The sequence below is a fragment of the Mesorhizobium sp. ES1-1 genome (assembly GCF_020164785.1).
In the GTDB taxonomy this organism is placed as follows: Bacteria; Pseudomonadota; Alphaproteobacteria; order Rhizobiales; family Rhizobiaceae; genus Mesorhizobium.
Genome location: NZ_JAIUGX010000003.1, coordinates 24,694 through 38,695, shown reverse-complemented (window position 1 = coordinate 38,695; position 14,002 = coordinate 24,694). Strand labels below are relative to the sequence as shown.

General features: G+C 65.3%; 15 protein-coding genes. 7 read left to right on the top strand and 8 right to left on the bottom strand.

Features of this window, described 5'->3' with window-relative positions:
* The first annotated feature begins 35 nt into the window (after positions 1 to 35).
* From LB513_RS05445 to LB513_RS05435, 3 genes are all read left to right on the top strand, one after another.
* Positions 36 to 1,121, top strand: a complete 1,086-nt coding sequence (locus LB513_RS05445; protein WP_224662451.1) for a PLP-dependent cysteine synthase family protein — start codon at positions 36 to 38, stop codon at positions 1,119 to 1,121.
* Between the two features lie 11 nt (positions 1,122 to 1,132).
* On the top strand, positions 1,133 to 2,623 hold the full coding sequence (locus LB513_RS05440; RefSeq protein ID WP_224662450.1) for a pyridoxal phosphate-dependent decarboxylase family protein: 1,491 nt from the start codon (positions 1,133 to 1,135) through the stop codon (positions 2,621 to 2,623).
* A gap of 169 nt (positions 2,624 to 2,792) precedes the next feature.
* Positions 2,793 to 3,164: a hypothetical protein gene (locus LB513_RS05435; protein WP_224662449.1), complete on the top strand. Its 372-nt coding sequence runs from the start codon at positions 2,793 to 2,795 to the stop codon at positions 3,162 to 3,164.
* Positions 3,165 to 3,195: 31 nt separating this feature from the next.
* On the opposite strand, the gene mbfA is transcribed toward LB513_RS05435, so the two are convergent.
* Positions 3,196 to 4,179, bottom strand: coding sequence for an iron exporter MbfA (gene mbfA / locus LB513_RS05430; protein WP_224662448.1), 984 nt, complete (start codon positions 4,177 to 4,179; stop codon positions 3,196 to 3,198).
* Between the two features lie 163 nt (positions 4,180 to 4,342).
* Between mbfA and LB513_RS05425 the strand changes: the two genes are divergently transcribed.
* Together LB513_RS05425 and LB513_RS05420 are read left to right on the top strand one after the other, a co-directional pair.
* The gene (locus LB513_RS05425) at positions 4,343 to 4,663 is read left to right on the top strand and encodes a hypothetical protein (RefSeq protein ID WP_224662447.1); all 321 of its coding nucleotides are present in this window, start codon (positions 4,343 to 4,345) and stop codon (positions 4,661 to 4,663) included.
* 297 nt (positions 4,664 to 4,960) lie between these two features.
* On the top strand, positions 4,961 to 5,944 hold the full coding sequence (locus LB513_RS05420; protein WP_224662446.1) for a threonine/serine dehydratase: 984 nt from the start codon (positions 4,961 to 4,963) through the stop codon (positions 5,942 to 5,944).
* On the opposite strand, the gene LB513_RS05415 is transcribed toward LB513_RS05420, so the two are convergent.
* The 4 genes from LB513_RS05415 to LB513_RS05400 are packed head-to-tail and all read right to left on the bottom strand — an operon-like array spanning position 5,941 to position 9,570.
* The gene (locus LB513_RS05415; RefSeq protein WP_224662445.1) at positions 5,941 to 7,077 is read right to left on the bottom strand and encodes an ABC transporter permease; all 1,137 of its coding nucleotides are present in this window, start codon (positions 7,075 to 7,077) and stop codon (positions 5,941 to 5,943) included. The two genes, LB513_RS05420 and LB513_RS05415, sit on opposite strands and share 4 nt — an antisense overlap.
* Complete coding sequence (locus tag LB513_RS05410) at positions 7,074 to 7,994, bottom strand: ABC transporter ATP-binding protein (protein ID WP_224662444.1); 921 nt, start codon at positions 7,992 to 7,994, stop codon at positions 7,074 to 7,076. The genes LB513_RS05415 and LB513_RS05410 overlap by 4 nt, the downstream gene beginning before the upstream one ends.
* Positions 7,991 to 8,941: an HlyD family secretion protein gene (locus LB513_RS05405; protein WP_224662443.1), complete on the bottom strand. Its 951-nt coding sequence runs from the start codon at positions 8,939 to 8,941 to the stop codon at positions 7,991 to 7,993. Before LB513_RS05405 ends, LB513_RS05410 begins: the two co-directional genes overlap by 4 nt.
* On the bottom strand, positions 8,938 to 9,570 hold the full coding sequence (locus LB513_RS05400; protein ID WP_263481978.1) for a CerR family C-terminal domain-containing protein: 633 nt from the start codon (positions 9,568 to 9,570) through the stop codon (positions 8,938 to 8,940). Before LB513_RS05400 ends, LB513_RS05405 begins: the two co-directional genes overlap by 4 nt.
* Positions 9,571 to 9,720: 150 nt before the next feature.
* On the opposite strand from LB513_RS05400, the gene LB513_RS05395 reads away from it, so the two are divergent.
* Entirely contained in the window at positions 9,721 to 10,194 is a 474-nt protein-coding gene (locus tag LB513_RS05395) for a CYTH domain-containing protein (RefSeq protein ID WP_224662441.1), read from the top strand.
* On the top strand, positions 10,191 to 11,141 hold the full coding sequence (locus LB513_RS05390) for a CHAD domain-containing protein (RefSeq protein ID WP_224662440.1): 951 nt from the start codon (positions 10,191 to 10,193) through the stop codon (positions 11,139 to 11,141). The genes LB513_RS05395 and LB513_RS05390 overlap by 4 nt, the downstream gene beginning before the upstream one ends.
* Positions 11,142 to 11,144: 3 nt before the next feature.
* Here LB513_RS05390 and LB513_RS05385 read toward each other — a convergent pair whose 3' ends face one another.
* The 3 genes from LB513_RS05385 to LB513_RS05375 form a co-directional block, all read right to left on the bottom strand.
* A complete protein-coding gene (locus tag LB513_RS05385) occupies positions 11,145 to 12,848 on the bottom strand; it encodes a SulP family inorganic anion transporter (RefSeq protein WP_224662439.1) in 1,704 nt (567 codons plus the stop codon).
* 79 nt (positions 12,849 to 12,927) lie between these two features.
* Positions 12,928 to 13,197 carry a helix-turn-helix domain-containing protein gene (locus LB513_RS05380; RefSeq protein ID WP_224662438.1) on the bottom strand — a complete coding sequence of 90 codons (270 nt, stop codon included), beginning with the start codon at positions 13,195 to 13,197 and terminating at the stop codon, positions 12,928 to 12,930.
* 98 nt (positions 13,198 to 13,295) lie between these two features.
* Positions 13,296 to 13,991, bottom strand: coding sequence for a phosphatase PAP2 family protein (locus LB513_RS05375; protein ID WP_224662437.1), 696 nt, complete (start codon positions 13,989 to 13,991; stop codon positions 13,296 to 13,298).
* Between the last annotated feature and the right edge of the window lie 11 nt (positions 13,992 to 14,002).

Below are 14,002 nucleotides of genomic sequence, written 5' to 3'. Positions count from 1 at the left end.
CTCGTGAACTGGAACGATCAGCAGGAGAGACAGGAATGCGGCAGCAACAGAAAATCCGAACCACGAACGGACGCGGCCGTCTGTACGACAGCATTCTCGACACTGTCGGCGATACGCCGGCGGTCCGCGTCAACAATCTCGGACCGGCCCATGCGACGATCTATGTCAAGGCCGAGTTCTTCAACCCGGGCGCCTCGGTGAAGGACCGGCTGGCGCTCAACATCATCGAGGAGGGCGAACGCAGCGGCGCCCTGAAGCCCGGGCAGACGATCGTCGAGGCGACCAGCGGCAACACCGGCATTGGCCTGGCCATGGTTTGCGCCCAGAAGGGCTATCCGCTTGTCGTCACCATGGCCGACAGCTTTTCCGTCGAGCGCCGCAAGCTGATGCGCATGCTGGGCGCCAAGGTGGTGCTGACGCCGCGTGCCGAGAAAGGCTTCGGCATGTACAGGAAGGCGGTCGAACTGGCTGAGGCCAATGGCTGGTTCCTCGCCCGCCAGTTCGAAACCGCGGCCAATGCCGCCATCCACGAAGCGACGACGGCGCGCGAAATCGTCAATGATTTCGCCGGCTCGCGCCTCGACAGCTTCGTCACCGGCTACGGAACCGGCGGCACCGTCGTCGGCGTTGCCCGTGTGTTGCGCCGCGAACGGCTGCAAACCCGGATCATACTGGCCGAGCCCGCCAACGCCCGGCTGATCGGCAGCGGCCAGGCACAGCAGCGCGCCGCCGATGGCGCTCCCGCTGCCAGCCATCCGGCCTTCGAGCCTCACCCGGTGCAAGGCTGGACGCCCGACTTCATCCCTAATGTCCTGCAAGAAGCGGTCGACGCGAGCCTCTATGACGAGGTGATGCCGATCGCCGGGCCCGAGGGCATCAAATGGGCGAGGGCGCTGGCGCGCCAGGAGGGCATCTTCACCGGCATTTCCGGCGGCGCCACCTTCGCCGTCGCGCGGCAGGTCGCGGAAGCGTCGCCGGCCGGATCAGTGATCCTGTGCATGCTGCCCGATACCGGCGAGCGCTATATGTCGACGCCCCTGTTCGACGGCATCGAGGCCGAAATGGACGCCGACGAAATGGCGCTGTCGCGCTCGACGCCCGGCTGCCAGTTCGCCGTCTGAAGGAGGCCGTCATGGACGACGCATACAAGACATCCGGCGGGTTGACGGAGGAAACGCTCGACCCGCTGGACTGGGGCGACGTCCAGGCCGTTTCCCACCGGGTCATCGACGATGCGGTCGACTATTTGCGCGACGTGCGCGACCGCCCCGTCTGGCAGGAGATGCCGGCGAATGTGAAGGACGTATTCGCTGCCTCCCTGCCGCGCTCGCCATCGTCCCTGGCCGCCGTCTATGGCGAGGTGTCGCGGACGGTGATGTCCTATCCGATGGGCAATATCCATCCGCGCTTCTGGGCCTGGTATATGGGCTCGAGCAACTTCACCGGCGCGCTCGGCGATTTCCTGGCGGCGATCCAGGGCTCGAACCTCGGCGGCGGCAACCACGCCGCCGGGCTGATGGACAGCCAGGTGGTGAACTGGTGCAAGGAAATGCTTGGCTTTCCCGCTTCCTCCTCGGGAACGCTGGTCAGCGGCGGCTCGATGGCCAACATCATCGGCCTCACCGTCGCGCGCAACACCAAGGCGGGCATCGACGTGCGCGAGCACGGCGTCGCCGGCATCGAAAAGCCGTTGCGGTTTTATGGGTCGGACCAGATCCATTCCTGCCATCGCAAGGGCATGGAGGCGCTGGGCCTCGGCAACCGGGCCCTGCGCCGCATCCCGACCGATGCCGGCCTGCGCATCGATATGGCGGCCTTGCGGGCGGCAATCGCCGAAGATCGCGCGGCGGGGTTCAGGCCGGCCTGCGTCATCGGCAATGCTGGCACGGTGAATACGGGCGCCATCGACGATTTGCGCGGACTGGCCAAGCTCGCCCATGAGGAAGGGCTGTGGTTCCATGTCGATGGCTGCATCGGCGCCCTGATCGCCCTGGCGCCGCGCAACAAGCATCGCGTCGCCGGCATCGAATTGGCGGATTCGATCGCGCTCGATCCCCACAAATGGCTGCATGCGCCGTTCGAGGTCGGCTGCGCGCTGGTCAGGGATGCCGCCGCGCATCGCAGCGCCTTCGCCGTCACGCCGGAATATCTGGAATCGACGCCGCGCGGCCTCGCCTCCGGCGAATGGCTGAACGACTACGGTCTGCAGACATCGCGCGGCTTCCGGGCGCTGAAAGTTTGGATGGCGCTCAAGCAGCATGGCGCCGACAAGTTCGGCCGGCTGATCGACCAGAACATCGCGCAAGCGGGGTATCTGGCTGACTTGATCGAGGCCGAGCCGCTGCTCGAACTGGCCTCGCCGCCAAGCATCAACATCGTCTGCTTCCGCTACCAGCCGGGCCTGGCCGGCCAGGCGTTGAAGGCGCTCAACACCGAGATCATGCTTCTGTTGCAAGAACAGGGCATCGCCACGCTGTCGGATACCACCGTGCATGGCGAGCACTGGCTGCGCGTGGCGATCAACAACCATCGCACCCGGAGCACCGACCTCGAGCTTCTGGTGCGGGAAGTCACCAGGCTGGGACGCCAGGTCGCAGCCGGGGGCTTTCGCCGGGAACAATGATGCGGGGCGATCGATGGTGCCGCGATAGGAGACCCCTGTTTCCTGTCCGGAAGGAGACGGCCAGCCCTGAAAACAGCCGGGAAATGCTGCAATCGCCGCTTTGGCGGCGGGCCGCCGCGTGCGATGATCATCCCGTCGGCGGTGGGCCGGTTCTTTCAGGGGGGTTGCCATGTCTTACGCCTGTTCGCGGCGCGTGCTGTCCGCGTTTTTTCTTCTCGCACTGTTTGCGCCGGCGGCGCAGGCCGAGGATGTCATCTTCGCCATCAAGAACAGCCACCCCAATGCCATGCGCGTCGAACTCTACAGCCAGGATCGCGACTATGTCTGGCCCGGCGACGGCAAGGACTTCTACCTTGACGATGGCGAGACCAAGCAGCTGCCCATTTCCTGCCACGCCGGCGAATCGATCTGCTACGGCGCCTGGGTCGATGGCGACGAAGAGACATATTGGGGCGTTGGCCCGGGCAACCAGGAGAAGTGCGAGGATTGCTGCTATACCTGCGATGGCGGCGAGACCGAGGAAATCGATCTGATCCCCTGACCGGTTCCGCGGCGCGCCGGCCTATCCAGAACTAGGCGTTGCCGATCAGCACGCCCGCCGCGAACACCAGGGCGCCGCCGAGCACCACCTGGAAGGCGGCGCGCAGGAACGGCGTCTGCATGTAGCGGTTCTGGACGAAGGCAATGGCCCAAAGTTCGAAGAACACGACCATTGCGGCGACGGCGGTCGCCGTCCAGAAATGCGGGATGAGATAGGGCAAGGCATGGCCCAGGCCGCCCGCCGACGTCATCACGCCGGTGGTGATGCCGCGCTTTATCGGCGAGCCGCGCCCCGACAGCTTGCCGTCATCGGACGCGACTTCAGTGAAGCCCATGGAAATGCCAGCGCCGATCGAGGCGGCAAGGCCGACCAGAAAGGTCTGCCAGGTATCGTGGGTGGCAAAGGCGGCGGCGAAAATCGGCGCCAGCGTCGAGACCGATCCGTCCATCAGGCCTGCAAGACCCGGCTGAATATAGGTCAGGATGAACTGGCGCTGCTCGGCCGCCGCCTCCTCGTCCTTCACGGCGCCCGGCACGTGCTTCAGTTCCAGGCGCTGGGCCAGAGACTCGTGGCCCTGTTCGGCCAAAGCCAGGTCGTTGAGCAGTTTCCTTGTCGAGGCATCCGTGGTGCGCTTCGCCGCCTCGACATAGAACAAATAAGCCTGCCGCTCCATCGCTTCAGCCTGGCCGCGGACATGGTCGATGCCGAGCGGTCTCACCAGCCAGTCCGGCTTGCGCTCGTAATAGCCCTTCACATGATCGCGCCGGATCAGCGGGATGCGCTCGCCGAAACGCTTGCGATGAAGTTCAATCAGCGAGTCGCGATGGCCGTCTTCCTCCTTGGCCATGTCCTCGAAAACCCTGGCCGAGTGCGGAAAGCTTTCCGACAGTCCGTCGGCATAGGCGCGGTAAATGCGTCCGTCATCTTCCTCGGACGAAATCGCCAGGGCGAGAACCTCCTGCTCGGAAAGCGAATCGAAGGAGCGGCGGCCAAAACCGAAAACCCGGGAAAGCATGAGGAATTCACCCTAGTTTAGAATGGTTCTAAACTAAGGTTTGCCCGGCTCGAGGTCAACCGCGCTCCAGGCCCTAGATCCGACATTTGTCGAAGCGATCGCCTCTTCATTATCAGTGAATGTTCACTTATATAGTGTGGGAACCAGCAGAAGGATCCATCGGATGACGGCACAATCTCCTCAGAACTTTGACCCAAAGCCCGTTCTCGATCTCATCGCCAGCATCGAGGCCGATCTGCAGCGCCTGAAAGGGCTGGTTGAGCAGCGGGTCGAGAAGTTCGACCCCGCCAACCCCCACAACAAGGCCCAGGACGGCAAGCTGACGGAGGAGGGCGTCGAATGCTGCTACCGGATGTTCGACGAAGGCAAGTCGCGCTATTCCGTCGCCCAGCAGATGAAGATCTCATTTGCCGCCGCCAGCCACCGCTTCAACAATTGGCGCAAGCTGGGTGGCACAAAGAGGCAGAGGGCTTTGCTGGGGTGAAACTGCCGAGCGTATGGGCGGGAGAGCGCCCCCCTCTGGCCTGCCGGCCATCTCCCCCACGAGGGGGGAGATTGGCAGCTTCGAGTGCAGCGCGTTTTTGTAAGCATTGGAGATTGGCGAAGAGTCTTGAGCGCTTGATCTCCCCCCTCGTGGGGGAGATGCCCGGCAGGGCAGAGGGGGGCGTGCCGCCGTGCCCCCCAAAAACCGCCAACATTGTAACGGTCACATTTTTCCAATGGTGCGCCCCATGCCTTTGCGAGCATCATGCGTGAACGACACCTCTTCTCCGGACCTGCCATGACCGCCATCGCCCCTCCCGGCATCGCCGACATCCACGCCGCCGCCGCCCGGCTCTCCGGCCTGATCGTCGAAACCCCGCTGATCGAGTCGCAGGAACTCAACAAGCGCTTCGGCGGCCGTATCCTGTTCAAGCCGGAGACGCTGCAGCGCACCGGTTCGTTCAAGTTCCGCGGCGCCTACAACAAATTGTCCTCGCTGAGCGAAGAGGAGCGCAGCCGCGGCGTCGTCGCCTTCTCCTCGGGCAATCACGCGCAGGGGGTTGCAGCCTCCGCCGCCATGTTCGGGGTCAAGGCGGTCATCGCCATGCCCGCCGACGCGCCGGCGATGAAGATCGGCAATGTCCGCACGATGGGCGCGGAGGTGGTGCCGTTCGACCGCTTTCGCGACGACCGCATGACCATCGTGCAACCCTATATCGAGAGGGGCATGGTTCTGGTGCCGCCCTTCGACGACCCGGCGATCATCGCCGGCCAGGGCACGATCGGGCTTGAACTGATGCGCCAGGCGAGGGCTCTGGGCGTCGAACTCGATGCGGTGGTCGCGCCCTGTGGCGGCGGCGGCCTGATTAGCGGCATTTCCATCGCCGTCAAGGACGCCTCTCCCGGCACCGATGTCTGGGCGGTCGAGCCGGAGCATTTCGACGATACCCGCCACTCGCTCGCCGCCGGCGCCAGGGTTTCGAACCAGCCGGGCCACAGCTCGATCTGCGACGCGATCCTGACGGCCGAGCCTGGGCTGATCACCTTCGAGGTCAACCGCCGGACCCTTGCCGGCTCCATCGCCGTCTCCGATCAGGCGACGGCACAGGCGATGCGCGATGCCATGGCTCATCTTAAGCTGGTGGTCGAGCCGGGCGGCTGCGTCGGATTGGCGGCCTTGTCCTCGGGCGAGATCGCACTCGCCGGCAAATGCATCGCGGTGGTGCTTTCCGGCGGCAATGTCGATTTCGTCACCTATGCCGGGATCATGGCCGCCGCCTAATCCAGCGTGCGCCGGAAGCGCAGCAGCGCCGTGCCGGCGAACACCACGACGAACACAAGCAGCCAGCCGACCTCGCTTCCGATCGCGCTGAAGTCCGCGCCCTTCAGCATTACCGCCCGCGTGATGCGCAGGAAATGCGTCAGCGGGAAGATCTCGCCCAAGGTCTGCGCCCAGCCGGGCATGCCGCGATAGGGGAACATGAAGCCCGACAGCATGATCGACGGCAGGAAGAAGAAGAAAGTCAGCTGCATCGCCTGCATCTGCGAGCGCGCCATGGTCGAGATCGTGTAGCCGAGCAGCACCAGCGACAGCACGAAGACGAGCACCGCTGACAGGAGCAGCGTCAGCGACCCGACGAACGGAACGCTGAACAGTAGCTTCGCCGCGACCAGCACCACCACCATCTGCACCGCGCCGACGACGAGGAAGGGCAGCACCTTGCCCAGCATGATCTCGGCCGGACTGGACGGCATGGCAAGCAGGTTTTCCATCGTGCCGCGCTCGGTCTCCCGGGTCAGCGCCATGGCAGTCATCATCACCATGGTCATCTGCAGGATGACGCCGAGCAGGCCGGGTACGATATTGTATTGCGAGACGCCTTCCGGATTATAGCGCCGGTGCACCACGACCTGCAGCTGACCCCTGGCATTCTCGGCCGCCGTCTCCTGCATGCCCTGGGCGCGCAGCAGCGCCTGGCTCGCCACCTGCCCAAGGGTCGAGACGGCGCCGCTCGCCGCGGAAGGATCGGTGGCGTCGGCCTCGATCAGGATCTGCGGGTTGTCGCCCCGCTCGACCCGGCGGGCGAAATCGGCGGGGATGGTCACCACGAAGGATACGGCGCCCTTGGCCATCAGCGCCTCGGCCTCGGCGGCGCTGCGCACCACATGGTCGAAATGATAGTAGGCGGTCATCTCGAGCGCGGAGACCATGGCGCGCGTATACTGGTCGTTGCTGGTGGCGACGAGCGCCGTCGGCAGGCTTTTGGGATCGCTGTTGATTGCGAAGCCGAACAGCACCAGCTGCATCAGCGGCACGCCGAGCATCATGGCGAAAGTGATGCGGTCGCGCCGCATCTGGATGAATTCCTTGATCAGCAGCGCGCCGAGCCGCGCGAAGGAAAACATGCTGTTCATGCCATATTGTCCTTCGAGCCGGACATGAACTGGATGAAGACATCCTCGAGGCTGGTTTCGCCCGGAGTAACGGTCACGCCTTCATGCTCTTTCTCGACATCGGCGAGCGCTGCCTCGAGCCTGGCCCTGTCGGAGCCGACGACATGGAGCGTGGCGCCGAACGGCGCCACCTGGTCGACGCCTGGGCGTTCGTGCAGCGCCGCCGCGACCTTGTCCAGGTGCGGGCCCTGCAGGATGAAAGTGGTCAGCCCGGCGTTCTTGACGACCTCGGAGACAGTGCCGGTAGCAAGCATCCTGCCATAGGAGATGTAGCTGATACGGTGGCAGCGCTCGGCCTCGTCCATATAGTGGGTGGAGACCAGCACGGTCAGCCCGCCGCTTGCGAGACGATGGATCTCGTCCCAGAATTCACGCCGCGCCTTGGGGTCGACGCCGGCCGTCGGCTCGTCGAGCAGCAGCAGCTTGGGCTTGTGCATGATGCAGGCCGCCAGCGCCAGACGCTGCTTCCAGCCGCCTGAGAGCGTGCCGGCAAGCTGGTTGCGCCGCGATGTCAGGCCAAGCTCCTCCAGCGTCCGCGCTACATAGTCCTCGACCGGTCTGAGCTGGTAGAGACGCGCCACGAATTCGAGATTCTCGCCAATCGTCAGGTCTTCGTAGAACGAGAATTTCTGCGTCATGTAGCCGACTTCACGCTTGATGCGCAGGCTCTCTGTCCGGATGTCGAAGCCGAGCACCGTGCCCTCGCCCTCATCCGGCGTCAGCAGGCCGCACATGATGCGGATGGTGGTCGTCTTGCCCGAACCGTTCGGCCCCAGAAAGCCGACGATCTCGCCTTCGGCCACCGACATGGTCACATGGTCGACGACTGTCTTGTCGCCGAACCGCTTGACCAGGCCTTTGACGTCGATGGCGTTCACTGTCCGGCGTCCAGCTCGACATCGACGATCTGGCCAGGTTGCAGCGGGCCCGAACTGCCTTCCGGCCGCGCCTCGACCAGGTAGACCAGCTTCTGCCGGTTCTCGAGCGAATAGATCACCGGCGGCGTGAACTCGGGGTCGGGCGACACATAGCTGACCCGCGCCTTCACGCCGTCACCACAGCCATCGCAGTGGACGGCGAGCACCGTGCCGACCTTGACCGAGGAAAAGGCGCTTTCTGGAATGTAGACGCTGAGCTTTACCGCGCCGTCGGGCAGGATCGAGATGACCGGCGCCGTCGGGCCGGCCGTGTCGCCCGGGTTGCGGATGACATCGTTGACTCGGCCCGGAGACGGTGACGCCAACACCCGCTTGGCCAGCCGCCATTGCGCCTGCTCCAGCGTCGCCTGCGCCTGCTTGACCTGGTTCTCCGCGGCCTTGATCGTTTCGGGACGCGCCGGCAGGCCGCCGACGGCGAGATTGGCGCCGGCCTGGCCGACTTGGGCGCTGGCGGTCTCAAGCGTCGCCGAGGCAGTGTCGAAATCCGCCTGGGTGCCGGCGCCGCGCTTGAACAGATCGGCCGCGCGGTCGTATCTGCGCTTGGCGTCGGCCGCCTGGGCCTTGGCCATGTCGACCTCGGCCCTCAGCACAGCGATCTCCTCCGGCCGTTTGCCGACCTGGAGATCTGCCAGTTGCGCCCGCGCCTGGGCGAGCCCCGCCTCGGCCTGGGCGACGGCGATCCTGGCGTCGGCGCTTTCCAGCGTCACCACGGTCGTACCCGACGTGACCCGATCGCCGCGCTTGACCGTGACCGTCTCGACCTGCGCCACCTCGATCGGCGCTAGCAGCACATAATCACCCTCGACATAGCCGACGGCCAGCGGCGCCACCGGCGCGCATGCCCCGAAAAGCTGCGCGGCGAGCGGCAGCGAACAGAGAAAGCTCATGATTCATGCCCCTTCTTGCTAGGCAATCTCGCGGCCAGTATGGCCGCGAGATTTCCCGATGTGGCCGCCAGCACCTCGGCGGCCTGGGCGGCGCCGATGTCGCGCCAGCCCATGCGGCGCATCACTGCCTCTCGGCCGATGCGGAAATAGATGACCTGGCCGATCAGCGTGAACACGGTCAGCCGCGTCGCCTCGCTCTCGGCCGGCTCGCCGGTCGCCTGTTCCCAGAGCTGGCAGAGCTGGCGATGCGTCGGCTCGAACACGCCTTCATAGATGCGATCGAGTGCCGCGGTCGGATGCGACAGCTCGCGCAACACGAACTGCACGATCTCGCCCGCCTGCGGGCTGACCAGGACGAAGCCGATCATCCGCTCGAGGGCGGCGAAAAGCTGCGCCTGCGCCGCCTCCGCCCCGCCAGATTTAAGCGCATCGCCCAGCGCCTGGCCCGCCACTGTCTGGATCGTCTCGACGATATAATCGGCGGCGGCTGCCCGGAGGCCCTCCTTGCCGCCGAAATGATAGGCGATGGAGCCGATATTGGCCTGCGCCTCCGCGGCAAGCTGACGCGTCGAGGTGCCGTCGAATCCCTGGCTGCCGAACAATTTCAGCGCCGCCTGCACCAGCGCCATGCGGGTAGGCTCGGCGGGAGACGCCGCTTGGCGCGCAGCTTTGATGTTCGATGACCTGATCACGCAACACGTTTAATCATACGATTGATTAAAGTCAATCGACGACCGGCCCGTCTTGCCTTGCCGGCGGGCAGACGCTTTAGTGCGCATATGGGCAAGGAAGTCGAACGCAAATTCCTGGTCTCCGGCACCGCATGGCGGGACCTGGTCGAGGCCGATATCCGTATCCTCCAGTTCTATCTGGCCGCCGCGCCTGGCCGGACCGTGCGCATACGCATCAGCGATGGCGCATCCGCGAAGCTGACGCTTAAATTCGGCGCCACGGCCCGTGAGCGCGACGAGTTCGAATATTCCATCCCCCTTTCCGAGGCTTTGGAGATGCTGGACTTCGCCCTTGGCCGTGTCATCGAGAAGACACGTCACCATGTTAGGCACCGTGGCTATCTCTACGAAGTTGATGTCTTTGGCGGAGCGCTGGCGGGGCTGGTGGTCGCCGAACTGGAGACGCCGGACGAGGTGCCGGAAGAAATGCTGCCTAAGTGGCTCGGCCGGGAAGTCACCGGCGAACCGAAATTCTACAACGCGTCGCTCGCCCTCGGGGGGATTCCGGAGATCGCCGCATGAGTTTTCGTATCGATCCGCGCAGGCCTCTGACCGGGGAGGTCCGGCGCATCCTGACCGAGGAGATCGGCAGCGCGCTCCACCATCTCGACGCGGCGCGCGGCCGGCCGGAACAGGCGCTGCACAAGTGCCGCAAGCGGCTGAAGAACGCCCGCGCCCTGCTGCGCCTGGTTCATTCCGGTGACGAACATTTCTGTGACACGGAGAACCAGTGCTATCGCAACGTCGCCGGCCTGCTTGCCGAGCCCCGTGAGGCGACGGCGCTGATCGAGACCGTCGACCGGCTGGCGGCAAGCTTCCCCAAGGAAAGTGCCGGCGGCGGCCTTGAGACCGTGCGCGACAGGCTTGCCGCGCGCCAGCATGAATTGCATGAGGGGGGCGGGCTTGAAGCGGTCATCGGCGCGGCCACCGCCGCCTGTGAGGAAGGCATAAAGCGGATTGAGAGCCTTGCCTTGCCCGATCAGCCGGAACAGGCCGCCGACGTCCTGGCGGATGGCGCGCGCGTGACCTTGCGCCGGGCGCGCAAGGCGCTGGACAAAGCGGGCTCGCGTGGCACGGCCGATGACTTCCACGATCTGCGCAAGGCGGCCAAGACGCATGGCATGCACCTGTCGCTGCTGGGCAGGCTGTGGCCGAAATCGATCAAGGGGCGGCGCAAGGCCGTCGACGAACTCGACAAGGGGCTGGGCGCTCTGCACGATGTCTTCGTCATGCGCGCGTTGCTCGAAAGCGACGGCGAGCCGCTCGGATCGCCCGAAGACACCCGGCTACTGGGCAAGCTCCTGAAGCGCTCGGAAAAGCAGCTGAAGAAGAGTTGCCTCGCGCAGGCGGCCGAACTGTTCGCGCACAGTCCGAAGCGCTCGACACGCAAACTTGCCCGCAAGGCGCGCGACGATCTTGCCGCCGCCGTCCCGCGCGAGGCCGCAGCCATTCCGACAGCCCTGGGCTGACGCTCACGCCTGCTCGGGCGCCCGTGCCAGAAGCGCCCGTGCCTCTTCCACCGATACGGCATAGGTTACAAGCGGCGGTTTGACGCCCTGGTTGACAAGCGTGCGCCTGATCTGTGGCGAAGCGCCTGAGATGATGAAGTGCACGCCGGCCCGCCGGGCCTTGTGCGCGGCGCCCTCGATGACATTGGCTGCTGTGGAATCGAATAGCGGGACGGCGGAACAGTCGAGGATGAAGTTCTTGCGCTGGTCGGCGATGCGATCCAGCACGGCGCCCACCGTCGAGGCGGCGCCGAAGAAGAACGCACCGGAGATGCGGTAGACGACGGTGCTGGCGTCGGCCGCCTCGCTGGAATCATAGGCCTGGCCACGGTCGGCGACGTCCTCCTGCGCCAGGTCCGCCTCGACCGCGACGGATTTCGACATGCGGTCGATGAACAGGATCGATCCGAGCGCAAAGCCGACGACGATGCCTTCGGTCAGGTCGCGGAAGATGACGATCAGGAACGTCGCCAACAGCACCAGTGCGTCGCCGCGCGATGCGCGCAGCAGCGTGGCGAAGGCCTGTTTCTCGATCATGTTCCAGCAGACCACCGCCAGCACCCCGGCCAGGGCCGCGAGCGGGATGTAGCTGGCCAGTGGCGCGGCCACCAGCATCAGCACAAGCACCACGGTCGAATGCGTCATTCCAGCGACCGGGCCATGTGCCCCGGCCCGCACATTGGTGGCGGTGCGCGCGATGGTGCCGGTGGCGCAGATGCCACCGAACAGGCTCGAGGCGATGTTGGCGAAGCCCTGCGCCACCAGTTCGCAATTGGAGCGGTGCCGCCTTCCCGTCATGCCGTCGGCGACCACGGCCGAGAGTAGCGATTCGATCGCTCCGAGCAGCGCGAAGGCGGTCGCGTCCGGCAGCACCTCGATCATCCTGGCGAGGCTGACCGGAGGCAGGGACGGGAGTTGCAGACTGCTCGGAATGCCCCCATAGCGGGTGCCGATCGTTTCGACCGGCAGCGACAGCAGCGCAGCGACCAGCGATGCAAGCCCGATGGCGATCAGCATGGCCGGCCATTTGGGCCGCCACCAGCGCAGCAGCACGATGGTGCCGATGGTGATCGCCGCCACCAGCATTGCCTGGACATTCACCGTCCCCGCGGCATGGCCGATCGCGATCAGCTTCGGCACCAGCGGTCCCGGTTCCTTACCGGCAAGCTTCAGGCCGAACAGATCGACGATCTCACCCGAGAAGATGATGATGGCAATGCCGGCGGTGAAGCCGACCGTCACCGGATAGGGAATGAACTTGATGTAGGTGCCGAGCCTGAGAAATCCGATGGCAAGCAGGAAGACGCCGGCCATCATTGTCGCCAGCAGCAATCCATCGACGCCTACGCGCGCCACCGTCGCCGCGACCAGCACGATGAAGGCGCCGGCCGGGCCGCCGATCTGGAAGCGGCTGCCGCCAAGAGCCGAAATGAGGAAGCCGCCGATGATCGCGGTGTAGAGGCCGCGCTCCGGCGTCACGCCGGACGCTATGGCGATGGCCATGGACAGCGGCAGCGCCACGATGGCGACGGTCAGGCCGGCGAGCAGATCGGCCTTGAGGTGGTCGAATGTGTAGCCTTCGCGCCACACCGTCACCAGCTTGGGCGTGAACATTTCTGCGAATGTCGGACGCGACGATTGATGGATTGCCTGCCGAACCTGGTCCATGGACTGTCTTCCGCTCCGTGAAGGGCGGCGGGATCGTCGGCAGGACTGTCGGCGGTCGCCGTCGCGACTTTGTACCGGCTCAGGATCGAGGGTTCGGCGCCGCGTGGGGCTTGAGGCGCACGCCCCTGCCGCCACGCTCGCTGGCTTGATTGTCGCCGATCAGTTCCACCCCGGACTCATCGAGTGCCTGGATGACCTTCATCAGCGTATCGACCACGGCCCGGACCACGCCGTCGCTGGCTTCCATCCGCTGGATGGTTGGAAGCGAAACGCCGGCGCGCTCGGCGAGCGTCTTCTGATCGATGCCCGCCAGCGCCCTTGCGGCACGCATCTGCGCGGCGGTGATCATCGGCCGAAATCCCCGTCTGAGTCTGCTGCGGATGAGTATAATACCATCATTGTGATGTTTCAAGCATCATCAAGCATGCTTGAGGCATGGATGCTCCATCATTCTTCGACCGCTTTGCGATGCTGAAGCGCCCGCGCGACGAGCCAGCAGACCATCGCCCAGGCGAAGCCCGCGCACCACCCCGCCAGCACGTCGGACGGCCAGTGGACGCCGAGATAGACGCGGCTCGCCCCGACCAGCAGGGTTGTCATCACCGCCAGCGCCAGCACATAGATCCTGGCCGTCCGGCCATGCAGGAAGCGCGAAGCGAGGGAGCCCAGCGTCAGATAGGTGACGGCCGACAGCATGGCATGGCCACTTGGAAAGGATAGGGACGTCTCGGTGACGAGATGCGAGACGAGCTCGGGCCGCGGCCGGTCGACCTCGAGCTTCAGCAGGCTCGACAGCAGCTGGCCGCCGGCGATCGAGACGAAGACAAGAAGTGCCGACGTCCAACGGCGGATCAGCAGCAGATAGACGATCGTCGCTGTCGTGATCAGCGCCAGCACGACGAAACTTCCGAGGCTGGTGATGTCGCGGATCACCCCTTCCAGCCACAACGGCCCGACGGGGCTGTCCGGGTGCCCGGCCTCGCGGAAGGCCAGCAGGATTTCGGTGTCGAAGGCATGCGGCGTGGTGGAGCGCGCCACCTCCATCAATTCCTCGAACCCCCACAGCCCGCCCGCAATGACAAGCCCGGCCAGCAGCACCGGGAATTCGACCCGGCCGAGCAGCGCGGTCACGGCATTCTTCATCGCTATTGGCC

Excerpts from the sequence above, each read along its gene's own strand:
- mbfA (WP_224662448.1), bottom strand. The coding sequence starts at position 4,179 with ATGCTTTCCCGGGTTTTCGGTTTTGGCCGCCGCTCCTTCGATTCGCTT.
- LB513_RS05390 (WP_224662440.1), top strand. The coding sequence starts at position 10,191 with ATGAGTTTTCGTATCGATCCGCGCAGGCCTCTGACCGGGGAGGTCCGG.
- LB513_RS05435 (WP_224662449.1), top strand. The coding sequence starts at position 2,793 with ATGTCTTACGCCTGTTCGCGGCGCGTGCTGTCCGCGTTTTTTCTTCTC.
- LB513_RS05395 (WP_224662441.1), top strand. The coding sequence starts at position 9,721 with ATGGGCAAGGAAGTCGAACGCAAATTCCTGGTCTCCGGCACCGCATGG.
- LB513_RS05445 (WP_224662451.1), top strand. The coding sequence starts at position 36 with ATGCGGCAGCAACAGAAAATCCGAACCACGAACGGACGCGGCCGTCTG.
- LB513_RS05425 (WP_224662447.1), top strand. The coding sequence starts at position 4,343 with ATGACGGCACAATCTCCTCAGAACTTTGACCCAAAGCCCGTTCTCGAT.
- LB513_RS05415 (WP_224662445.1), bottom strand. The coding sequence starts at position 7,077 with ATGAACAGCATGTTTTCCTTCGCGCGGCTCGGCGCGCTGCTGATCAAG.
- LB513_RS05400 (WP_263481978.1), bottom strand. The coding sequence starts at position 9,570 with ATGGCGCTGGTGCAGGCGGCGCTGAAATTGTTCGGCAGCCAGGGATTC.
- LB513_RS05440 (WP_224662450.1), top strand. The coding sequence starts at position 1,133 with ATGGACGACGCATACAAGACATCCGGCGGGTTGACGGAGGAAACGCTC.
- LB513_RS05375 (WP_224662437.1), bottom strand. The coding sequence starts at position 13,991 with ATGAAGAATGCCGTGACCGCGCTGCTCGGCCGGGTCGAATTCCCGGTG.
- LB513_RS05380 (WP_224662438.1), bottom strand. The coding sequence starts at position 13,197 with ATGATCACCGCCGCGCAGATGCGTGCCGCAAGGGCGCTGGCGGGCATC.
- LB513_RS05385 (WP_224662439.1), bottom strand. The coding sequence starts at position 12,848 with ATGGACCAGGTTCGGCAGGCAATCCATCAATCGTCGCGTCCGACATTC.
- LB513_RS05420 (WP_224662446.1), top strand. The coding sequence starts at position 4,961 with ATGACCGCCATCGCCCCTCCCGGCATCGCCGACATCCACGCCGCCGCC.
- LB513_RS05405 (WP_224662443.1), bottom strand. The coding sequence starts at position 8,941 with ATGAGCTTTCTCTGTTCGCTGCCGCTCGCCGCGCAGCTTTTCGGGGCA.